At 54.0% G+C, this 21608-nt stretch carries 19 protein-coding genes; 7 read left to right on the forward strand and 12 right to left on the reverse strand.

Annotated features, from left to right (window positions below):
* Positions 1 to 16 precede the first annotated feature (16 nt).
* On the reverse strand, positions 17 to 790 hold the full coding sequence (locus ACN0XZ_RS08210) for a hypothetical protein (RefSeq protein WP_417457248.1): 774 nt from the start codon (positions 788 to 790) through the stop codon (positions 17 to 19).
* 855 nt (positions 791 to 1645) lie between these two features.
* On the opposite strand from ACN0XZ_RS08210, the gene ACN0XZ_RS08215 reads away from it, so the two are divergent.
* The 7 genes from ACN0XZ_RS08215 (at position 1646) to phoB (ending at position 8609) form a co-directional block, all read left to right on the forward strand.
* Positions 1646 to 2350 (forward strand): sensor histidine kinase, encoded by a 705-nt coding sequence (locus ACN0XZ_RS08215; RefSeq protein WP_417457579.1) that lies wholly within the window; start codon positions 1646 to 1648, stop codon positions 2348 to 2350.
* Between the two features lie 134 nt (positions 2351 to 2484).
* On the forward strand, positions 2485 to 3555 hold the full coding sequence (locus tag ACN0XZ_RS08220) for a substrate-binding domain-containing protein (RefSeq protein ID WP_417457249.1): 1071 nt from the start codon (positions 2485 to 2487) through the stop codon (positions 3553 to 3555).
* 106 nt (positions 3556 to 3661) lie between these two features.
* Positions 3662 to 5041, forward strand: coding sequence for a phosphate ABC transporter permease subunit PstC (gene pstC, locus ACN0XZ_RS08225; protein ID WP_417457250.1), 1380 nt, complete (start codon positions 3662 to 3664; stop codon positions 5039 to 5041).
* An 11-nt stretch (positions 5042 to 5052) separates the two neighbouring features.
* Complete coding sequence (gene pstA / locus ACN0XZ_RS08230) at positions 5053 to 6369, forward strand: phosphate ABC transporter permease PstA (protein ID WP_417457251.1); 1317 nt, start codon at positions 5053 to 5055, stop codon at positions 6367 to 6369.
* 1 nt (position 6370) lies between these two features.
* On the forward strand, positions 6371 to 7171 hold the full coding sequence (pstB, locus tag ACN0XZ_RS08235) for a phosphate ABC transporter ATP-binding protein PstB (protein ID WP_417457252.1): 801 nt from the start codon (positions 6371 to 6373) through the stop codon (positions 7169 to 7171).
* A gap of 11 nt (positions 7172 to 7182) precedes the next feature.
* Positions 7183 to 7893, forward strand: a complete 711-nt coding sequence (gene phoU, locus ACN0XZ_RS08240) for a phosphate signaling complex protein PhoU (RefSeq protein WP_417457253.1) — start codon at positions 7183 to 7185, stop codon at positions 7891 to 7893.
* Between the two features lie 26 nt (positions 7894 to 7919).
* Positions 7920 to 8609: a phosphate regulon transcriptional regulator PhoB gene (phoB, locus tag ACN0XZ_RS08245; protein ID WP_417457254.1), complete on the forward strand. Its 690-nt coding sequence runs from the start codon at positions 7920 to 7922 to the stop codon at positions 8607 to 8609.
* Positions 8610 to 8618: 9 nt separating this feature from the next.
* On the opposite strand, the gene ACN0XZ_RS08250 is transcribed toward phoB, so the two are convergent.
* From ACN0XZ_RS08250 to ACN0XZ_RS08300, 11 genes are all read right to left on the reverse strand, one after another.
* Positions 8619 to 10511, reverse strand: a complete 1893-nt coding sequence (locus ACN0XZ_RS08250; protein WP_417457255.1) for an XrtA/PEP-CTERM system amidotransferase — start codon at positions 10509 to 10511, stop codon at positions 8619 to 8621.
* Entirely contained in the window at positions 10499 to 12037 is a 1539-nt protein-coding gene (gene xrtA, locus ACN0XZ_RS08255) for an exosortase A (RefSeq protein WP_417457256.1), read from the reverse strand. Before xrtA ends, ACN0XZ_RS08250 begins: the two co-directional genes overlap by 13 nt.
* Entirely contained in the window at positions 12034 to 13257 is a 1224-nt protein-coding gene (locus tag ACN0XZ_RS08260) for a TIGR03087 family PEP-CTERM/XrtA system glycosyltransferase (RefSeq protein WP_417457257.1), read from the reverse strand. The genes xrtA and ACN0XZ_RS08260 overlap by 4 nt, the downstream gene beginning before the upstream one ends.
* 4 nt (positions 13258 to 13261) lie before the next feature.
* On the reverse strand, positions 13262 to 14308 hold the full coding sequence (locus ACN0XZ_RS08265; protein ID WP_417457258.1) for a FemAB family XrtA/PEP-CTERM system-associated protein: 1047 nt from the start codon (positions 14306 to 14308) through the stop codon (positions 13262 to 13264).
* Positions 14305 to 15228 carry an XrtA system polysaccharide deacetylase gene (locus ACN0XZ_RS08270; RefSeq protein ID WP_417457259.1) on the reverse strand — a complete coding sequence of 308 codons (924 nt, stop codon included), beginning with the start codon at positions 15226 to 15228 and terminating at the stop codon, positions 14305 to 14307. The genes ACN0XZ_RS08265 and ACN0XZ_RS08270 overlap by 4 nt, the downstream gene beginning before the upstream one ends.
* Positions 15218 to 16264, reverse strand: coding sequence for an XrtA/PEP-CTERM system-associated ATPase (locus tag ACN0XZ_RS08275; protein ID WP_417457260.1), 1047 nt, complete (start codon positions 16262 to 16264; stop codon positions 15218 to 15220). Before ACN0XZ_RS08275 ends, ACN0XZ_RS08270 begins: the two co-directional genes overlap by 11 nt.
* A 7-nt stretch (positions 16265 to 16271) precedes the next feature.
* Entirely contained in the window at positions 16272 to 17744 is a 1473-nt protein-coding gene (locus ACN0XZ_RS08280) for a TIGR03016 family PEP-CTERM system-associated outer membrane protein (protein ID WP_417457261.1), read from the reverse strand.
* Between the two features lie 12 nt (positions 17745 to 17756).
* A complete protein-coding gene (locus ACN0XZ_RS08285) occupies positions 17757 to 18944 on the reverse strand; it encodes an XrtA-associated tyrosine autokinase (RefSeq protein ID WP_417457262.1) in 1188 nt (395 codons plus the stop codon).
* A gap of 20 nt (positions 18945 to 18964) precedes the next feature.
* Positions 18965 to 20590: an XrtA system polysaccharide chain length determinant gene (locus ACN0XZ_RS08290; protein WP_417457263.1), complete on the reverse strand. Its 1626-nt coding sequence runs from the start codon at positions 20588 to 20590 to the stop codon at positions 18965 to 18967.
* Positions 20591 to 20642: 52 nt separating this feature from the next.
* Entirely contained in the window at positions 20643 to 21251 is a 609-nt protein-coding gene (locus ACN0XZ_RS08295; RefSeq protein ID WP_417457580.1) for an XrtA/PEP-CTERM system exopolysaccharide export protein, read from the reverse strand.
* 169 nt (positions 21252 to 21420) lie between these two features.
* The gene (locus tag ACN0XZ_RS08300) at positions 21421 to 21564 is read right to left on the reverse strand and encodes a hypothetical protein (RefSeq protein WP_417457264.1); all 144 of its coding nucleotides are present in this window, start codon (positions 21562 to 21564) and stop codon (positions 21421 to 21423) included.
* Between the last annotated feature and the right edge of the window lie 44 nt (positions 21565 to 21608).

Consider the following 21608-nt stretch of genomic DNA (forward strand, 5'->3'; position numbering starts at 1 on the left):
CGCCTGGTGGAAGACCTTATGCCGTCTCGAGATATGTCAGGATCGAATGCAGGCAGGAGATACCCGGGAAACCACCATCATTACCGTAGTAATCCAGATATTTGGCACCGAGCACGATATATAGGCCATTGGTGCCACTAATCTGCCAGTCACCGTTGCCGTTCAGATAATCAAGCGGTGTGATAGTCGTGTTGGCAGAAATTTCATAATAGTTGTAGCCGCAATCGGTCCATGTGCTGCCGGAGCCACCTGAGCCACCGTCGTCATCATCCCAATCGTCGTCATCATCATCATCGTCGTCACTGCTACCGCAGTCATCGTCGTCGCCACCACCGCCCTTTTTAAAGGACGAGATGCTGCCGCTGTCCATCAACTCCTGCAACAAGTCGCGGCCCGTACCACCAAAATACCAGTCGTCATCATCCCAGTCGCCACTACTATCACCGTCACAAGGATCATCCGGGCATTCATCCGGAATATAATCTTCAGGTGCCGTGCCTGCGGGAAACGCAAAATCCGCATTGCTCTTGAAGGCTGTAATATCACTGGTTTTCAGCGTACCGCCAGAGCCTTGGTCGATCGTGCTGCTGCCAACCCAAACCTTGCCTTCGTGATCAACGAGGATATTAACGGCGGAGGTGAGCTTGAACACACAGTCGAGGGCTGAGTGCACCGTCTGGTTGGCAGATGCCTTCAGTGTCAGGATCATGGGCATGCCTGCTGCGCCAAGCTTTAAAAGCTGGCGGCGGCGCTCCAGAAAATCACTGGTATCTTGTTTTTGATCGTCCACTTGATGCGGCCTCCAAAGACTTATCCCAACCGTGTACCGTCTAAATCATTAATTCGCTAGAGTTAAATATAGTTTAACAGGGTAAAATGTACACGGTCTAGGCCATAAATCGCCTTCATTTGAGGAAATCACAAAAAAACATCATTTTTGGACGAAATAAAAATGTCACAAAAGTGCAACGCTTGTAATTTAAAGGAGTTGAGTTCTTTTTTAACATCAGGCGCGGAAGTTCGATGAACTTTATCGAGCCGCACGGAATCTGATCGAGCCATGAACGAACCCTTTAAAGAATACCAAGGCCTCCTGACAGAGCGATCAACGGTTGCTGCTGTGATCTTCACACTGGCGCTGATGTGGTCTGTTGGGCAAGTAACCTTCATTGGTGCGTTTTTTGTTGGCGCCGTCGCGGCAGCCTTTTTGCTGCAGCTTGAGATAAAGCGCCGCATGGAACGCCTGGAAAACCGCCGGTCTGCCATCAGGGAGAAACGAAAGTCCAAAACCGGAACCTCCGTTCTTCTTGGTGCCAGTGCGCTTGATCGCTTGCCCTCCCCGCTCCTTCTTGTGGATGCGGATAAAAAGATTGCCTTTGCCAACGAATCTGCGCGTGAGCTCCTCGGTTCCGATATAGATGGCAACGACGTGTTTTTATACCTGCGCCAGTCAAACTTTGTAACGGCGCTTGATAATATCCTTGAAGGTCGCTTTGGCGACTTCGGTGTTATCCGTTACACCACGAGTAAGGAACGCAGTTTCGATGTCACGGTCGCCCCTGTGCTTGCGGGCAAGAAAATGAACGATGGCGTGCGCGCGATCGTATATTTCTATGAAGTGACAAGTTTGTTACGAACCGAGCGCATGCGGGCAGATTTTGTTGCAAATGCCAGTCACGAGCTCAGAACCCCGCTCACCTCCGTTCTTGGCTTTATCGAGACCCTTCGTGGGCCCGCGGTAGGCGATCTGGACGCACACAAGCGCTTCCTCGGCATCATGCAAACCGAAGCCGAGCGCATGGTGCGATTGATCGATGATCTGCTCTCGCTCTCCCGCATTGAGATGACCCGCTATATGGCGCCAAACGCCGTCACAGACATCAATAAACTCGTGGGTAGCGTCATCAATTCCGTCAAAGGCGTGGCCGCGGAACGAGGCATAGAGTTCACCTATGAACATGAGGAAAATATCCAGGACGTTGTGGCTGACAGTGACCAGATAACCCAGGTTTTCCTTAACCTTTTGACGAACGCTGCCAAATATTCTGACCCTAACACCAAGGTTCATGTGAAGGCCGAAATGGGGCGCACGGGCAAGCATGCCCTGCTCTCAATCACGGATGAAGGCCCGGGCATTGCGCAGGAGCACCTCGCGCGCCTGACAGAGCGTTTTTACCGCGTTGATACAGCGCGGTCACGCAAGATGGGCGGCACCGGATTGGGCCTCGCAATTGTGAAACATATCCTCCTCAGACATAACAGCGGGCTCGATATCAAGAGCCAGCTCGGCAAGGGTACTGTTTTCAGCTTCAAGCTGCCTATCCCGCAAAAAAAGGCCGAAAATCCCTAGTGTCATTTTCCTGTAACATTCCACGCGTAAGCCTACGCCTGCTGGCATAAAAGCTAAACAATCAGAAGCTAGAGTGGTCCAGCAACACAGGAACCAGAGTTATCGCCGCAAAGATGTGGCCTGGAGAAACTGACATGAAAAAATTCGCTTTTGTGGCTGCCGTTGCTGGGGCAGCCCTTTTTGCATCTTCGGGCGCGCAAGCCCAGTCGCGGGACCAGATCCGCATCGTAGGGTCCTCTACCGTATTTCCGTTCTCCACAGCTGTGGCGGAAGAATTCGGTCGGACCTCAACCTTCAAGACACCAATCGTCGAATCGACCGGTTCCGGTGGTGGCTTGAAGCTGTTCTGTTCCGGAATTGGCACCAACCACCCGGACATTACTAACGCATCACGCCGCATTAAGCAGTCAGAAGTTGATCTTTGCGCGCAAAACGGTGTGACAAACATCGTTGAAGTAAAAATCGGTTTTGACGGTATCGTGCTGGCTGCAGACAAAAGTGCGCCAGACATGACCCTGTCACTTCGCGACCTTTACCTCGCACTGGCTGCTAAAGTACCAGCGCCGGGCACCGAAGGCGGCGCGGGTAACATGATCGATAACCCGAACAAAACTTGGGCTGATGTAAACTCAAGCCTGCCGAACCGCCCAATCGTTGTTCTTGGCCCGCCGCCAACCTCTGGCACCCGCGACGCATTCAACGAACTGGCGATCGAAGGTGGCTGTAAGACATTCTCAGGCATGAAAGCCCTGAAATCCTCTGACAGCAGCGCTTACAAAGCACTTTGTCGCGGTATTCGTGAAGACGGTGCGTATGTTGAAGCAGGCGAAAACGACAACCTGATCGTCCAAAAACTGCAAGCAAACAACGAAGCTGTTGGTGTGTTTGGCTTTAGCTTCCTTGACCAGAACGCTGATGCTATCAAAGCCCACTCGGTGGGTGAAGGCGCGGACGCGGTTGAGCCAACATTTGAAGCCATCTCCGAAGGCAGTTACCCGATTTCACGGTCGCTCTACTTCTATGTGAAAAAGGCACATGTTGACGTAGTACCGGGTATCCGTGAGTATCTTGGTGAATTCACGAGCGACAAAGCCTGGGGTGATTTCGGCTATCTTACTGACCGTGGTTTGATCCCGCTTTCAGAAGACGAGCGTCAGAAATTTGCAGATGATGCTGCAGCGCTTACAGACCTCGTTCTGGACTAAATAGAATATTCGCTTTGGGACGATTGCCACCCTTGTGGTATGCGGTCGTCCCAAATCACCAAATCAGTGCCATAGTGAATAACGGCACGAGTAAAGGCTGACGAAGATGACGAGTGCCGCGATTTTTCTGACCCTTATCCTGCTGGCCATCATTGCTTTCGCGACCGTGCGTCAACGGTCCCTCGCCGCGGTGTCAGGAGATACCTCAAAACTGCACAGCCTCCCTCGCCACTATGGCTATTATGCTGCGGTGTGCGCTCTTATTCCCGGGCTCGCCGTTTTTCTGGTGTGGGTTATCTTCGGCAAAAATATTATTGAAGGTTTGGTCATCTCTGGTCTGCCAGATAACCTCGCCGCTCAGTATCACGAGCAAGCAACCCTGATTCTCAACCGTATTCGTCTTGCTGTCGAAAATTCAGGCGGCAATGAGAAAAACCCGGATATCCTAGCCGCAGCGCAGCAGTTTCATGCGCTGTACCTGAAAGGCATTTGGGCAGCATTTGCGCTTTCTGTCTCTTTTGGGCTTATCGGAATTTTCTTCGCAACCAACAAAACCTCACCAGATTTTCGGGCGCGTAACTCATTTGAGCGTGTGCTGACCATCCTTCTGGTGCTGAGTTCTGTGATCGCAATCATCACCACGCTTGGGATTGTTGCATCGCTGCTATTTGAAAGCCTGCGCTTCTTTCAGGAAATCTCGGTGGTTGACTTTGTTTTTGGCCTGCATTGGAGCCCACAAACCGCCCTGCGCGCTGATCAGGTCGCTGCTGCAGGTGCATTTGGTGCGGTGCCACTTTTTGCAGGCACACTCCTTATCAGCTTGCTGGCCATGATGGTTGCCGGGCCCATTGGCCTCTTCTCCGCGATATATCTGACGCAGTATGCCAGTTCGCGTGTGCGCAAGATCGCCAAGCCGGTGCTTGAGGTTCTTGCAGGCGTTCCAACGGTGGTGTACGGCTTCTTCGCAGCGCTCACCGTTGCCCCCTTCTTCCGTGATGCAGGTGATTTCATTGGTGTTGAGATCGCCAGTGAAAGCGCGCTTGCAGCGGGTTTTGTGATGGGCATCATGATTATCCCGTTTGTATCGTCACTTTCAGATGACGCTATCACTGCCGTGCCCAACTCGCTCAAAGACGGCTCCCTGGCGCTTGGCGCCACACGGTCTGAAACAATCGTGAGTGTGCTATTGCCCGCAGCCCTGCCCGGCATTGTCGGCGCCTTCCTTCTCGCTGTTAGCCGTGCGGTTGGCGAAACCATGATCGTGGTGATGGCAGCCGGCATGCAACCCAACCTCACGGCAAACCCGTTTGAAGCCGTAACCACTGTGACCGTGCAGATTGTGGCACTTTTGACGGGTGACCAGGAATTTGACAGCGCCAAGACGCTCTCCGCTTTCGCGCTTGGGCTTGCGCTCTTTGTTTCTACCATGGCGCTCAATATTTTTGCTCTTCGCATCGTACGCAAGTACCGCGAAGCATATGATTAAGGCTGGCACTTATGTCTAATACGACAGACTTTGAACCGACCAACTGGAAATCGCCTGAGATGAAGGCGCGCATTCGCCGCCGTTATCGCCGCGACCGCAACTTCCGCTATCTCGGCATCTTTGCCGTGGCACTGGCCTCCATGTTCCTTTTCATCCTGATCGGCAAGATCGTGCGGGATGGGTCTATGGGCTTTATGCAAACAAGCCTTGATCTGGACATCACGTTCAGCGCTGAAATTCTCGGTGACCCTCGCTCAATGGATGCCAAGGCTTTTGAAGAGAAAGTTCGGCAAGCCAACATGATCCGCGTCATCGATGCGTCGCTCACGAATTATTTCCCTGACGTTGAAAGCCGTCGGGATCGTCGCGCCCTTCTCCGTATGGTTAGTGGCGGCGCACGTGAGCAACTGCGGAACATGGTACTGGAAACGCCGGCAATTGTCGGTTCCACCAAACGTGTTCGAATTCTGGCCGCAGATGATATCGATCAGCTCCGTAAAGGTAAGATCGATGGCAGCCTCCCCGAGGCAAACCGGAAGGTTAAGGACAAGGAACTTGGCTGGTACCAAAAGCTTTATGACGATGGCCGGGTATCTCTGAACTTCCACACCGCTTTCTTTACAAGCGGCGATTCCCGTGACCCGGAACTTGCAGGTATATGGGGCGCGACCGTGGGTTCAGCCTTCACCCTTATCGTAACGCTGTTGATTGCTTTCCCTGTTGGGGTATTGACCGCGATCTACCTTGAAGAATTTGCGCCGCAAAACCGGCTCACGGATATCATCGAGATCAACATCAACAACCTCGCGGCCGTTCCGTCGATTGTGTTCGGTTTGCTTGGCCTCGCGGTATTCCTTGGTGTGATGCACCTGCCTCGCTCTGCCCCCCTTGTTGGTGGCCTGACGCTGGCGCTGATGACGCTTCCAACCATCATCATTGCCTCACGCGCCTCCATTAAGGCGGTGCCGCCATCCATCCGTGATGCCGCGCGTGGGCTTGGTGCTTCCCCCATGCAGGTGGTATTCCACCATGTTGTGCCGCTTGCGATGCCCGGCATCCTCACCGGCACCATTATCGGCATGGCGCAAGCACTTGGCGAAACCGCGCCCCTTCTGATGATCGGCATGGTGGCCTTTATTGTTGATATCCCCGGCGGGTTTTCTGATGCGGCAACAGCACTTCCGGTTCAGATCTTCCTGTGGGCAGACAGTCCCGAACGGGCATTTGTAGAAAAAACGTCAGCCGCTATTATGGTGCTGCTGGCATTCCTCATTTCGATGAACGGGCTGGCTATCTGGCTCCGTCAAAAATTTGAACGGCAGTGGTAAGATGCTTGATATGGCAACAAAAGTGGACGCAATGACAGAACCTCGTACGCCGAAGATGGCCGCTAAAGACGTAAATGTTTTTTACGGTGACAATCACGCAGTGAAAGGCATTTCGCTTGATCTCTACAGGGATGAAGTGACCGCACTCATCGGCCCGTCAGGCTGCGGCAAGTCAACCTTCCTGCGCTGCCTGAACCGCATGAACGACACGGTGGCAAGCTGCCGGGTTGAAGGCAAGATCACGCTTGATGGTGACGATATCTACGACCCGCAGATCGACGTGGTGCAACTTCGTGCCCGGGTTGGTATGGTTTTCCAGAAACCAAACCCCTTCCCCAAGTCGATCTATGACAATATTGCCTATGGCCCTCGTATTCACGGCCTCGCGCGTGAACGGGCAGACCTGGACGAGATCGTCGCGGTTTCACTTGAAAAAGCTGGCCTGTGGGCCGAGGTGAAAGACCGCCTCGACAGTCCCGGCACGGCACTTTCGGGTGGTCAACAGCAGCGCCTCTGTATCGCGCGCGCTATTGCTGTAAACCCTGAAGTCATTTTGATGGATGAGCCATGTTCGGCGCTTGACCCGATTGCAACCGCCAAGGTTGAAGCTCTGATTGATGAGCTTAAGGGCCGTTACGCCATCATCATCGTGACCCACAGCATGCAGCAGGCGGCTCGTATCTCACAGAAAACCGCCTTCTTCCACATGGGCGACCTCGTGGAACACGGCGATACAACACAAATATTCACAGCGCCAAAACAAGAGCGCACCCGTGACTATATCACTGGCCGCTTCGGTTAGGATGAATTGACATGAATGACCATATTGTAAAAGCCTACGACGACGAACTGAAAGAACTGCGCAGCATCGTGAGCCGCATGGGTGGCCTCGCGGAAGAACAGCTTGTCGCCGCAATGAAAGCCCTCAAGGAATGCGACGTGGACGGCGCATGGCATGTCCGCAGCAGCGACAAGGCACTTGATCAGCTTGAGCTGCAAGCCGAACGCACAGCGATTGGCGTGTTTGCGCGCCGCGCACCTGTGGCCGACGACCTGCGCGAGGTGATTGCCGCACTGAAGATGACCGGCATTATTGAACGCATCGGCGACTATGCCAAAAACATCGCCAAGCGCACGCTTGCGGTAACTGAAGGTGCGCCCGTTGTCATGCCGCCGCTTCTGGAACAGATGAGCGGCGAAGCGCGCCGCATGATTCAGGACGTGATGGACAGCTTTGTTCACCGCGACGCAGAAGCCGCCATGGAAGTGTGGGAGCGTGATGAGGCACTTGATAACCTCCACAACGCGGCCTACAGGCAAATTCTCGCCCGTATGATGGAAAACCCGAGCCAGATCGGCGCCCTGACCCACTTCCTGATGATTGCAAAGAACCTTGAACGCATCGGGGATCAGGCCACCAACATCGCAGAACAAGTTTATTACACCATAACCGGCATCATGCTTGAAGATGCCCGGCGCCCCAAACAGGATTTCACCAGCACCGAGCTGGTTGAAGAGCAATAACGTTTGGTTATCGGAGGCAAAGCCCAGTGAAAACCCGTGTTTTATTGATCGAAGACGATGAGAGCATCACCGAGCTCGTGCGTTATAACCTTGAACGTGCTGACTATACAGTTGAAGCCGTAGCAGACGGCGAAGACGGCCTCTACCGTGCCACTCAGGAAGCGCCGGACATCATCCTCCTTGACTGGATGCTGCCGAACCTTTCCGGCCTTGAGATTTGTCGTCAGCTTCGCCGGAATACAGAAACGGCAAACGTGCCGATCATCATGCTGACCGCACGTGCTGATGAGCCTGACCGCATTCGCGGACTTGAAACCGGCGCGGACGATTATATCGTCAAGCCTTTCTCACCGAAGGAATTGATTGCCCGTATTCAAGCCGTCCTTCGCCGCGTTCGCCCCGCCCTTGCTGGCCAACAACTGCGATTTGAAGACATTGTGCTCGACAACGTATCGCACCGCGTAACCCGCGGTGACGCGCTTGTGCACCTCGGGCCTACTGAATACCGCCTGCTTCGGCACTTTATGGAAAACCCGGGCCGCGTGTTCTCGCGTGAACAACTGCTCGATAGTGTTTGGGGCCACGACGTATATGTGGAGCCGCGCACAGTTGACGTTCACATCCGCCGTTTGCGCAAAGCCATGAACTTTGACGGCACCAGCGACTATATCCGCACAGTACGCTCAGCGGGGTATGCGCTCGATAGCCGTATGTAGAGGCAGCAGTTAGCTGTAGCTGACATCAAGCCGCTCAAGGCTTTTATCAAGCATAATGAGGGACCACAGGCTTGTATGGTGGTCCCTTTTTTCTGCCAGATGTTCGTCAACAAGCTTGCTGAGTGCCTTGCGGTCAAACACCCCAAGATCGAGCAGTCGTTCGCTGTTTTGCAGTTTGGCCAGCTCAGGTGCCAGTTCGCCCCGAAGCCAGTTCGCCATAGGGATATCGAACCCTTTTTTGGGCCGGTCGATAATGGTATCCGGCAACAGCCCACGCACGGCATCCTTAAACACCGCCTTGCCTATGCCATCCTTTATTCGGCTTTCAGGGTCAAGCCGCAGCCCCCACTCGACAAACTTGTGGTCGAGAAGCGGCACACGCACCTCAAGTGAATGCGCCATGCTGGCCCTGTCTACCTTGGTCAGGATATCGCCCGGCAGGTAGGTTTTGAAATCAATATACTGCACCACAGAAAGTGGGTGTGCACCATGCACCTCAGCCGCCAGTTTTTTAAACCGGTCATGTGGATGATACCCAAACAGCCGGTTGTGCATCTTCTGGGTATAAAGCCTGAGCCGCACACTATCAGGCGTCTTGCTGACTGACTGGCAGTAAGCCTCAGCTGACGTACGAGCCAAAGCCTCAAATGTTGATTTTGCCCGCAGAAACTGAGGGGCTCGGTCCAGCTTCGGGTATATGGCACCAAGGGCCCCAAATATTGGCCGCCGTATGGCCAGCGGCACGCGGGAGCGCAATTCCTCTTCCATCATATGGAAACGGTAACGACGATAGCCGGCAAACAGCTCATCCCCACCATCACCAGACAGGGCCACCTTCACCTTCTCGCGCGCCAGGGCACAAACCCTATAAGTCGGCAGTGCAGACATATCCGCAAAAGGTTCGTCATATACGTCTGCCATCAGGTCGATCAGCTCACCGTCGCGAGCGGAGGCGAGCCTTAAGCGGTGATGCGTACCAAAATGGTCAGAGACCAGTTGCGCGTGACCACTTTCATCAAACAGTGGGTCGTCAGAGCCGATGGCACAGGTTTCAATGGGATCAGGGTTATTGCGGCTCATGAGCCCTACAACAGTACTTGAATCAATACCGCCAGAAAGGAAAGAACCAAGCGGTACATCCGCAATCATGCGCAGTTTCACAGCCTCTTCCAGCCGCTCCAGCAGTTCACCGGGTTGTTCATCACCCACTGCAGGTGTGACCACATCCGGGTTCCAGTAGGAGCGCATGCGCTGCTGACCCGTGGCCTTGCGTATAGTGAGGGTGTGCGCGGGCGGAAGCTTGTCAAAACCATCCAGAATAGACTTTGGGTCCGGCACGTATCCAAGTGTCATATAGTCTTCAAGCGCATCGATCCGTAATTTCCGGCGCACACCCGGGTAGGCCACCAGTGATTTTAGTTCCGACGCGAACAGGAAGGTACCGTCAGGGAGCGTACTATAATAAATAGGTTTAATACCGAGACGGTCGCGCGCCAGAAACAGCTCCTGCGTGCGGGTATCCCATATAGCAAAGGCAAACATGCCACGAAGGCGGTTAACGCAGTCTGTGCCCCACTCTAGATAGCTTGTGAGCAAAACTTCCGTATCGCTATTGGTTTTGAAGCGATGCCCCAGGTTTTCAAGCTCGCGCCGCAGCTGTTGGAAATTATATATTTCACCATTATAGGTCAGCACCACCCGCTCATCGGGGCTGAACATGGGCTGGTGTCCGCCTTCAGCATCAATGATAGATAACCTGCGATGGCCAAAGGCTACACCAGCGCCGAAGAAAAAGCCGTCATCATCCGGCCCACGGTGTGCGATCAGGTCGGTCATGTGGCGCAGGCTGGCCTGGTCTACCGGCCCATCTCCCGCAATCATCACCCCCGTTATTCCGCACATATAGCGTGTCCTTCCGGCATTTTAAGCTGGCTCCATAAAAACTGATCTGCCGAAAATGTCGATAGAAATTTTGTTAGCCGTTCACGTGCAGAATCTAAATCATCATCCATATTCACGGTAAAGATGAGAGCTGCCGCACTGGTGTCTCCGCCAAAAAGGCGCGCCTTACCGAGTGCTATTTTGCTAGCCGTAGCCCCGTCCTGGAACTTACCGCCAGCAAAAAGCGCCCACCAGAGCAACACTTTCCGCTCAGACCGCCAGATCACAATCTCTTCAAAAGGCACACCACCTACAGCTGCATTCTGTGTTGGAACACCAGAAAGCACGGTCCAGTCATCCTGCAGGTTCTTCTGCAACCCCTGGATAACCCTGTGCTCTGGCCGATCGGGCTGAAAAAGCGCTCCATAAGCTGTCACCCGGTTCCCACCTGACCGGTAGAGGTGAAGGAACTCAGCGTCCGCTGCCTCATAGATCACGTACCCCGTGTTATCAAACCGGGGTAAAGACCTGAAACCGCAGTCCTCACATTCTGGTGCCAAAACGTCCGCAATTCTGCATTGGCTGGCGCCTTCAGGCGGTTGATACATCCAAAGCGCAGCCACCGGCGGCAACAAAGCTGCAAGTAGCAGTATAGCAAGGCCCTTGGCATTAAGGGTTGGCATAGTGGGCATTGTGCCCTCACCTTCAGCCACCTCAACCCCGCGATCCGAAAAGCGGTAAGCAAGCGCTATCAGGATCAGGAGCACAACACTCAAGAACCCCCAGCCGTAAACCACATGGTCCACATCTTTCGCGAAGCTCTGGTCGGTTGCTTCCGCTATCAAGAGAGTTGTGAGCACCCGGATCGCATTGGCAAGGATCGGCACCAAAAAGGCCGCCAACATTATGGCGGCGCGCCGCCACCAGGACCGAAGCGCCAAATGACACAGCAGCACGCCACATACCATGCTGGTGAACAGAAACTTGATACCCGCACACGCACGCGCCACCTCATAAAGCCCGCTTGAAAGCTCAATCAGCACACCGTCGGCTTTATAGGGCACACCAAGAACACCAAGGGCCCAAATAACTGACTTTGCCGTAATGTTCTGCAGCGGTTCCACCAACTCACCACCAAACGGGATGACAAGGAACAGGAACAGCATGGGGAACAGCAGTTGCCGATAAAAATCTAGCCCGAACAACAGGATAACGATAGCCTGAACAGTGACAACAAGCGCAATATGCTCGAAGAGCGCAGCCTCCATTGCGCGCCCTAGCATCCACAGGAGCACTGCAGCCGCGACCAGCCCCAAAGCGGGCGTAAACAGGCGAGCGGGTGGCATTCCACCCTCGCCTAGGCGGCGCCAGACAAGCCAAAGCGTAATGGGCGGCACCAGAAGACCGTGGCTATAAGCATCATCGCGCCATACGATGTTGGCAATATGCGTAACCGTATCCCACCACCCAAACAGAACGGCAGCGAGTGCCAGAACAAGCACGATAAGCCTTTGATATTTATTGATAAACGAGGCCTGTGTCGTCATTTCTTCCTCGCTTCCATGACCTCAGCAATCACCTTATCCAACTTAGACAGGCAACTCGCCCAACTATGGTGATCCTCAATAAAGGCCCGCGCTGCATTTCCAACCGTTTCGCGTTTATCTTTTGAGGTAAGAAGCTCATCAAGCGCCGCCGTAAACTCATCCTCATTCGCGGCAACCAACAGATGGTCGCCCGCCGTCGCGGCAATGCCTTCGTGCGCGGCAGGGGTTGCAACAACCGGCTTTGCCATGGCCATGCCCTCAAGCACCTTGTTTTGAATACCGCGTGCGGTCAGAAGTGGCGCAACAACCACGTTGGCAGATGCAATTGTTTCTGCCATATCATCGACATAACCGAGCACACGCACACCTTCCGCGCGCTCGAGCACCACAACTTCAGACACTTTTGGCCCACCTGCGATGAGAAACTCCGCACTTGGGTATTTCGCGCGAACGCGCGGCCATATGCTGCGTGTGAACCATTCCGCCGCTTCTACGTTGGGAGCATAATCCATCGCGCCAGTGAAAATGACCTTGAGGGGATCACTCTCAGCTTTCGCCGCCTCAAACCGCTGGGGATCAAAATGGGTGAGGTTCACGCCATTTGAAACCGCGCGAACTTTAGCGCTTAAGCTTGCATCCAGCGTTTTTCTAAATACAGCAGCTTCATCTTCGCTCACGAATAGCGTGGCATCGGTAGCCGTCGTTATCTGACGTTCATAATCTGACAGAACCTGGGCCTCACGCCGATAGAGCCATGAAAGTGGCCACGGCTTCACATGGCTGTATGCCGTCCATTTGGCGCTATCCACATCCACAAGGTCGGCAATAACCGGGATATCTGATGCCACCCCTTCAATCAGTTGCATGGTCGCACCCGAGAAAAGAAAGATAAGATCAATCCCGCCTGCAGAGGTGAGGTCCCTCACGTAAGTCGCCAGCTTGTTTTTTGGGTATGCGGCAAGGGTAAGGGGACGACCATCAATAAGGCCGCGAAGTGCCATCAGTTTCTGTGCCCGTTTGCTGACCCTCTCAAAACAGAGGCTCTTCGCCTTACCCTCAAGAAAGGCCACATGTTTTTCATCAGCGGATTCGTCAATATAAAACCCGAGGTGCACATCATGATGCTCAAGAAGATGGTCCAGAAAATGCCAGGAGCGTATCTTGTCCCCCTTGTTGGGTGGATAGGGGATACGGTGCGCGAGGAAAAGAATGCGGGCCATACGCTTACCCCAGATGCCGGGCGAGCATGGGCCCGATGAGGTTAGCGACGGGGAGCGGTAGCCGCTTCCAAACTTTCACCAAAACAGCGTATTTGCCACTTTGCGGTGACAGGTCGGGCAGCTCCGCGTCTTCCGCCAACCGATATTCATACTCAAGCGGTGTCGGCTCAAAGCCCCAGTTTTTCTTGAACGCATATGGCCCGGTATCAACTTTGCTGCGACCAAAATCAAACTGCCCGATCCCTTTTTGAGCCGCATGTTTCATCAGTTCAAAATACATAAAGTCATGCGCGTTATACCGCCGTGCCTCTGTTGTACCGCCCGCATAATAAGGCAGTACTGTTTTCTCATCATAAAAGCTGAACAGGCTCGCCACAGCAGTACCGTCGGGTGCCTTGATGAGCTGGAGCAGGTGATTGTCGGGAAACTCGACCGCAAACGCCTCAAAAAGTTTAAGCGGAAACACCGGGGTGCCCAGATTGCGAACACTTTCAGCATAAAGCGCATAAACCTGTCGCACGGTGGGCGCCCAGTCACATACAAGCTCGGCTTTCAGGGATTTACGCACTACAGCCCGCTGTTTGCGAGGGATCGTGAGCAGGAGCGCGTCCTCGTCGCCCCCCTCAAGCTCACGAATAAATGTTGCCGCCTTAACCCCCGGTGACGACCACTCCTCAACACCACAATGCGCGGGGCTGATGGTACGGTTTTCAAACACACCGATGCCCGCGTCTTCGGCAATTTGCCACGCGGCTTCGTCCAGCACCTGTTTAGCGGTCTCGCTCGAATACAGGCCGCCGCCGTAAACGGCAAACATGCTGGAAACCAGCGCGCGGCCAAATAGGGCGCTGCGGCGCAAGGTCAGCGGCAACACGCCGGTTATTTCACCGTCTTCCTCGACATAAAGGTAGGGACAGCTGTGCCCCGCCCCTGCTTCAACAGCAAACTTCCAGCCCGCACGGTGGCAAAAGGTACCTGTCCCATGCTGTGCTACATAGGCGTCCCAAGCTTCAGCGCTTTCCCGCGTGAGATGTTTAACCGCAAGCGTCATCCGCGCGCCTCAAGGCTTTGATAGGCGGGCGCTACGATCGCTTCCCTAAGCCGCATCCATTCATGCGCGGCACAGAGCCGCTCTAGCTTCTTGGGCAGTGCCGCCTGCCCCGTATAGTGCCTAAACCGGGATAGAAGCGGTGCGTCGTCCCTATAGGGTTGGTCGGGGTCAACCTCCCAAGGGTGCATATAAAATATACCTGGTGCCCTGTTTTGCTTCGCGCCTGCGCTCAAAAGGTGATGGCCAAGCGCATAGGGCAACAGGCGGAAATATCCGCCGCCTGAGCCCGGGAGCGACCGCCCAAGCATCTTGCATACCGTCATTGGGGCCTCAAGGATGCGGCCTTCACCAATGGGCCAGAACGGTCGCCTCGGGGCGTCCGGCATGCCGTAATGGTCAGTTTTCAGCGGATAAAGGCTGGAGGAATAAGAAAACCCGGCCTGCTCAAGCACCTCATACACCCACCAGACATCCGGCGTGAGAGAGAAGCTTGGTGCGCGGTAGCCCTTCACTTCCACGCCAATGGCGTCCTCCAGTAACGCCTTGGCCTTGAACACATCTGCGGTGAATTCTTTGCGGGAGAAACGGAACAACCGCTCGTGGTCCATACCGTGGCATCCCACCTCGTGCCCCGCATTATGGATCGCATTGATCAGGAGCGGGTAGCGCTCGGCAACCCAACCAAGGCAGAAGAAGCTGGCTTTCACACCGCAATGGTCAAGAAGCCCAAGCACCTTGTAGGTCTGTTCTTCGACACGGCTTTCGAGGCCACGCCAGTCAGAGCGTTTGATGGTATTTTCAAAGGCGCCGACCTGGAACCATTCTTCCACATCAACGGTAAACGCGTATACGTCTGGGAACTGCGTGCTCGCAGACACCGGCACTGCATTTGCTAGTGGGTCTGAAGAGCTATTTGTCATCCTTGGAGCCGCCGCCCGCCATTGTTGCCATCAGCTCTGTCAGGCGCTTCAGGGTTTCATCCTGATTTTTCATCATGCTCTCAAGCTGATCCAGTCGGTTTTCCATCTGCTTGACCTCCTTGGTGTCCTGTCGGGCTTCAAGGGGGACAGTGGAATCGTTCTGGCGGTTCACGGGTGCTGACGGTCGGGGCGGCAACGCGGACGACGTTGCTGTCACCTGGCGGGTATCGCTTGCCATATCGGCAACAACCGCTTTGATAGTGTCGCCATCAATGGTGTGCAACTCTTCAAGCGAACCATAGAGAAGTACCCGCGAACAAAGCGTGTTCAGGCGCCGCGGCACCCCTGCACTGTTCCGGTAAATCTCTTCAACCGCATCAGCAGTGAAACAGGGGTCGTTATCCCACCCCACTAAGCTCAGGCGGTGCTCAATATAGCCGGCAAGCTCTTCCTCTTCCATCGGCTCAAGGTGATGGGTGGCAATCACACGCTGGCGAAGCTGTTCAAGTTCGGGTGCCGAGAAAATACGCTCCCGGAACTCAGGCTGGCCAACAAGGAAGCTCTGGATAAGCGCTTTATCGCCTTCCTGGAAGTTGGAAAGCATGCGCATCTCTTCGAGCGCTGCGTTTGAGAGGTTTTGCGCCTCGTCCACCACCAGAAGCGCGCGGCGCCCCATGCGGAACTGTTCACGCAGGAATTTCTCGAGCCGCGCCAGAAGCTGACCTTTATCTTCGGCCTGTGCGTCAAGCCCAAAGGCAGCAACCACGCTGCGGAGCAGGTCTTCAGCGCTGAGCTGCGTGCTCACGATCATCGCGGCGATATATTCATTACGGTCGAGGGTTTCAAAAAGGTGCCGTACGAGTGTTGTTTTACCGGTGCCTACGTCACCCGTGACGATAATAAAGCCCTCTCCCTGGTTCATGCCATAGGTGAGATAGGCCATCGCCTTTTTGTGCGTGCGAGAGCTGAAATAAAACCGTGGGTCAGGCGTAAGTTGGAAAGGCCGACCCTGAAGATTGTAAAAACTTTCGTACATGCTGCCCCTAAAAAATCCCTCGTAGATGTACAGTTACGGCGTTCTCCATCATATCCCCGCCCACTTCTGTACTCTGTCGCTGTGTATGGTCAAACGAAACTGCAACTTTCACATGACGAGACAACCGCTTATTCCACTGTAGATTTCCTACATAGTAGTTGTCTACCCGAAGCTGTTCTTCAAATCTACTCCGACGATAGGAAAAAAGTCCGGTCAATGTGGTTGTTGGATTTATTCTCCGCTTGAAACCGCTTGAGATACCCCAGGAACTCGCGTCCTCGCCTCCGGTGCTATCGTAGGTCCGCCACTCCATATTGCCGCTTACATAAACGTCCAGCCGCCGCTTGCGCCAACGCAGGATACCGGTCGTATTCTGCCGCCTAAAATCAAAATCTGTCAGGGTAAACCTAGGGTCACGCTCATCAACCGGCAAGCCCGCACCATCTGTGATGCCCTGCTCATCATTGAATTGATACTGCTGCAAGTTATCATTCAACACAACAGCGTCGGCGGAGAGGGTATCTGTATAGGTCGCGGTAAAATCCCACCGAGCCGAGAACAAATACTGCAGCCGACCATACCAAGTTTCCCGATTGCCAACCTTGCCATACCGCCCTGACAGGTCAAGTTTAGGCCCCGGTGTCCAGCGAAAGCCGCCTTCCCAGCCCAGACCGTCCTGGCTGAGAAGTTCAGACTGGAAACCGTTGCGCGACTGGTTCACCTGTCCCGTGATCGAGAAATAACGGTTGAACTTGTAGGTAAGCTCCGCCCCCACCTCTTCAACCCGGTAGTCGTTTACATCTAGGTTACGCAATACCCGGCTACTGCTGCCAAAAAGGGTCCACTCCAGATTATTGAACCTGTCACCAGAACCAACTGTAGCGCGGATTTCGTGGCTTTGCGTATCCGAAAAGTTGGTAGGCAGTGTTTCATCATCCAGATTGTCAGCGGGCGAAAGTGTAATCCCGTACCGGTAGTTAAGCCGCCAGTCGGCAAAATCCCGAAGCCCCCCTTTCAACAGGGCACTGCCGGTATAGTTCTGAATAAGGCGGCGGTTATCACTTTTGTTTGCGGCAGAATGAGAGGTAGCTTCGCTCTGGCTCAGAAATACTTGTCTGAGGCTCGCTCTCGCATTCACAGATAAATGGTTTCGCCATATCTCGGCGTCCAGCACACCAAACATGCTGTGCCTGACATCCGAGCTGCCATCATCGAGAAAATAATAATAATCGTAGGCATAATCGAGCGCACCCTTAAGCTTTCGCCCTTCTACCCGAGTGTTAAGCCCAAGAGATGCATTAAGTACCGTGCCCACCGTTCGGTCAGCTTCGGTCAGATTGATATTGTCGGAAACCGTCACCTTGCCTTCGGCGCGCGGGTCCACCCAAACATGTTGCGCAGATACGGCAGTGGCGCAACCAAGGTGCGCCACCAACAGCATCGCAAGCTTATGCGGAAATGTACGGCCTACCTGCGCCACAAAGTATGATCCCTATCGACCCCCGTAACCATAATAGGACGCAAATTTCTTATTGCTGTCGCTATAACGGGTCTTGTTCAAAATCAGATTTATATGCTCGCATGCGCTAATCATGCCGATGCTTTCCTTGATCTGAGGCTCGGTTGTTTTTTCGGCCTCGATCACAAAAACGGTTTGGCCCATATAGAGCGCAAGCACCGACGCGGCAGAGCTTGCCAGCACAGGGGGTGAATCAAAAATAACCAAACGGTCCGGGTAACGGGTGCCTATCTCCCGCGCCATCGCCTCCATGCGCTCACTGGCAAGAAGTTCTGTCGTCAGGTTATGCTGACGACCGGCAGGCAAAAGCACCAGATTGGGGATGCTGGTTCTGATCAGGCAGCTCGCGAGGTCGATATCCTCATCGGCCACAACATCCATCAAGCCGCGCCCCCCGCTGACGCCCAGACGGTTCAATACCTCGGGTTTCGAGAAGTCAGCATCCACCAGAAGCACAGTTACGTCCTGCTCGGTCGCGATGGAAAGCGCCAGGTTGATCGCGCAAAAGGTCTTGCCCTCACCCGGGTTGGAGCTTGTTACAAGGATCACATTGCCGTTCTCGACCTTCTTGTCGCCTTTCGAGAAGGCATTCAGAAGGATAGAACGTTTGATGATCCGAAATTCTTCTGACATCAGGTTGGGTGGCATGTCCGGTGTGATATAACCCGCCTCACGCAGCGCCACGAGGTCAACTTCCTCGACCTTGCGTGTCGTTTTGCCTTTCGGCTCCATGCCGACACTAACGGGTTTCGTAGGCTTGGAACCGGGACGAACATGAACCTTCGGCTCGTTGGTGGTTTCACCTTGCGGGCGCAACCCACCACCTTCCTTGACCTGACCAATACCTGATTTGGCAGCGGCTTTTTCAAACGCACTTTCTGGTGCGTCGGACTGTTTTGCCCCAGGCTCAGCCCCATCTACAGGGCGCGGCTTTGACGGCCCGCCGGGTTGCCCAATACCCCGGAACGCCGGAGACGGCGCTTTCTCTTCAGTCTGAGCAGGGTTCAAAGAAGATGGGTCAGACCGGCCTTCCCCGCGAGCCGCAGGGTTACCAATACCCATCCCTTTTGCAGGGCCTGACTTCGCAGCGGCCCGCTCAACAAGAGAACTGGCCTTTTCTTCTTTTTTCTTCTTCTGCTCTGCGCGCTCGATAAGATCCATGAATTACCTACTCACTACACTTAAGTGGCTGACAGACCGCCGAAGATGTCGAACGCCAGGAAGGCGACAAATATCAACATCAACAACAAAGTTCCGCCCGCGAACGCCAGAAGTTCAACACTACGCTGGCGGTGTTCCTGTTCAGAAATGGTGCGGGTTACGTTCCCGAGCACGGGCATGTCAAAGTGGCTGCGAAGCTGCTCAACCGTAATAACCACCGGACGAAGCTGTGACAACACGAGCGCAACACCGAGCCCTGCAAAAATACCGCCTACCAGAACAGCAGTGAAGAACAGAAGCCGGTTTGGTCCGCTTGGCGCCTGTGGCACAATCGGTTCTTCAACCACCCGCAACGACATGGCCTCATCGGTTGCTTCCACATCTGCCTGAAGATCAAGCTGCTGTTTCTGTTCCACAAACTCTTTGTACTGGCGCTGGATGGTTTTGTAGTCCCGGTTCAGGCGGCTTTCTTCCGCCTCAATTTCAGGGACACGCTTGGCTTTTTCTTCCATCTCAGCCACGACATTACGCTGGTCATTCTCACGCTGTTTCAGCGTTTCGACAGATGTCTTGGTCTCAATGATTTGCAGCATCAGCTGCTCATAGAGCCTGTTTGGTGTCTCTGTCGTCAGGTTTGAACTACGGCCTGCCTCTGCAGAATCTGCTAGTTCCTGCGCAAGCGCATCCTGCTTGTCTTTAAGCTCCGCCTGCAAGGCCTCGATCTGACGGCTTACGTTTATCACATCAGGGTGACGGTCCTTCAAACCAAGGGTCTTCAGGGAATCATATTTCTTCTGAAGGTCTGCGATGCGCTCCTGCAGCGGATCTTTATCACCGCCGCCGCCAGACCGGCTTGAGCGTGCCTCCCGAATAGTAGGTGGTACGTTCTTGATGTTGGTTTCGAGCGTTTGCAGCGTCACCTGTGCTTCAGCAATGGCATTCCGCGTCTTGCGAAGTTCCGCTTTGGCAGTGTCAAGCCGCCCGAGGAAGCTGCCCTGCCCGCCGAGATACTCAATATTATCCTGCTGGAATTTAGCGTGCCGCGTTTCCGCGTCGCTTAGCATTTTGCCATATTCCTGAATGCGCTGGTTGATAAACTCAATTGCGCTCTCAGACTTTTGCGCACCTTCAGCCGAGTTCCCTTCAAGGAAGAAAGACAAAAGGTTCGCCACAACCCGGCGCGCAACCTCAGCACGCTGACGGTCGCTCAACCGGTCATCGTCGATCTCAAACTGAATGCGGAACATGCCCTCTTCGAGGGAGATAATCCGGATATCCCGCTGCAGACTGGCAACAAGAGAGTCTAGCTCCTTGTCGTCCTTCGCCAACCGATCAAGATAGTCCGAGCGGCGAATGATCTTTTCTAAGTTCGGGCGGGTGACCAGCGTGCGGCGCACGATATCAACCTTACGGCTGAGGTCGACGTTAATCCCCATACGCTCGGCACTGGCCCGCAGCACGGTTTCCGTATCCACGAACACCTGCGCAGAGGCCTCGTATTTATACGGCATGGTAGAGACAAGGGCCCAGCCAAGCAGGCTTACAAGCCATGTTGTCACCAGCATATACCACTTCTTTCGCCAAATGCCGTAGGCGATGGTTTTGATCTGCTGGAATATGTCGTGCAGTCCACTTTGCACTGCCATCTTGTCTCTCCGCTGTCTGTCAGACTGTTGCTGTCAGCATACTATAACAAGGTTAAAGGATGCTTTCAGGTATAATCAGCACATCGCCGGGCAGGATCTTCACATTCGCAGTGATGTCGCCGTCTTTAATGAGCGATTCAATCTTGATCCGATATTCTCTCTGTTCACCATCCTCAAACCGGATGAGGGAAGCGCGGTCGCCGGCTGCAAACTCGGTCAAACCACCAACCTGGATCATCACGTCCAACAGGGTCATGTTTGCACGGTACGGCAAAGCCTGCGGGCTCGCCGCTTCACCAACCACCCGGACCTGTTGGGAAAACGGCCCAAAGAAGGACTGCAGCATCACAGTTACAATGGGTTGCTGGATATAGACGTTCAGCTGTTCTTCGATGTCGCGGGAAAGCTGGCTTGGTGTTTTACCTGTGGCGGGCAGGTCTTCCGCAAGCGGAATGGAAACACGGCCATCCGGGCGCACGGTTACGTTGGTGGAAAGCTCAGGGTTCCGCCAAACGTGGATATAGAGCCCGTCCCCCGGACCAATCACATAATGCGGGCCAGGACCTTCATCCGGCGGCACAAAAGGTGCAGATGGCAAGAGCTCACGCGGGCCACAGCTTGCAAGAACAAGCGAAAACAAAACGAGGCCCACCGCCTTCATTCCGGTCTTGAGATTTAGTACCACCTGACGTTTCCTTTAAACCCTTGATTAATAAGCCAAAAGGCTTCCCAAGTATTCTTGGCTACACTATGCCAAGGCAAGGCCCTGAAAATCAAGCGAATATTGTGCCAATTGACGCAGATTTCCTTGGAAAACTAACAACCTGCGTCTATTTTTTTTCTGCCTTGCCGCTTTCCTTGGCGCCTTTGATTGGACCATTCAGGAATGTTTCCTGATCATCGTTTTTGAGCGCCCAATAGATGATGAAAGCGATCAGTACACAGAAGAACAGAAAGTATAACGATTCAAACACGACAGTTCCTTGTTTTTAGCGAAGACGAACGTTTCCTGAAAAGT

Origin of the sequence: Kordiimonas sp. (assembly GCF_048264555.1) — a bacterium.
Taxonomy (GTDB): domain Bacteria; phylum Pseudomonadota; class Alphaproteobacteria; order Sphingomonadales; family Kordiimonadaceae; genus Kordiimonas.

Excerpts from the sequence above, each read along its gene's own strand:
- ACN0XZ_RS08215 (WP_417457579.1), top strand. The coding sequence starts at position 1,646 with ATGCGGGCAGATTTTGTTGCAAATGCCAGTCACGAGCTCAGAACCCCG.
- ACN0XZ_RS08220 (WP_417457249.1), top strand. The coding sequence starts at position 2,485 with ATGAAAAAATTCGCTTTTGTGGCTGCCGTTGCTGGGGCAGCCCTTTTT.
- pstC (WP_417457250.1), top strand. The coding sequence starts at position 3,662 with ATGACGAGTGCCGCGATTTTTCTGACCCTTATCCTGCTGGCCATCATT.
- pstA (WP_417457251.1), top strand. The coding sequence starts at position 5,053 with ATGTCTAATACGACAGACTTTGAACCGACCAACTGGAAATCGCCTGAG.
- pstB (WP_417457252.1), top strand. The coding sequence starts at position 6,371 with ATGCTTGATATGGCAACAAAAGTGGACGCAATGACAGAACCTCGTACG.
- phoU (WP_417457253.1), top strand. The coding sequence starts at position 7,183 with ATGAATGACCATATTGTAAAAGCCTACGACGACGAACTGAAAGAACTG.
- ACN0XZ_RS08250 (WP_417457255.1), bottom strand. The coding sequence starts at position 10,511 with ATGTGCGGAATAACGGGGGTGATGATTGCGGGAGATGGGCCGGTAGAC.
- xrtA (WP_417457256.1), bottom strand. The coding sequence starts at position 12,037 with ATGACGACACAGGCCTCGTTTATCAATAAATATCAAAGGCTTATCGTG.
- ACN0XZ_RS08260 (WP_417457257.1), bottom strand. The coding sequence starts at position 13,257 with ATGGCCCGCATTCTTTTCCTCGCGCACCGTATCCCCTATCCACCCAAC.
- ACN0XZ_RS08265 (WP_417457258.1), bottom strand. The coding sequence starts at position 14,308 with ATGACGCTTGCGGTTAAACATCTCACGCGGGAAAGCGCTGAAGCTTGG.
- ACN0XZ_RS08270 (WP_417457259.1), bottom strand. The coding sequence starts at position 15,228 with ATGACAAATAGCTCTTCAGACCCACTAGCAAATGCAGTGCCGGTGTCT.
- ACN0XZ_RS08275 (WP_417457260.1), bottom strand. The coding sequence starts at position 16,264 with ATGTACGAAAGTTTTTACAATCTTCAGGGTCGGCCTTTCCAACTTACG.
- ACN0XZ_RS08285 (WP_417457262.1), bottom strand. The coding sequence starts at position 18,944 with ATGGATCTTATCGAGCGCGCAGAGCAGAAGAAGAAAAAAGAAGAAAAG.
- ACN0XZ_RS08290 (WP_417457263.1), bottom strand. The coding sequence starts at position 20,590 with ATGGCAGTGCAAAGTGGACTGCACGACATATTCCAGCAGATCAAAACC.
- ACN0XZ_RS08295 (WP_417457580.1), bottom strand. The coding sequence starts at position 21,251 with ATGAAGGCGGTGGGCCTCGTTTTGTTTTCGCTTGTTCTTGCAAGCTGT.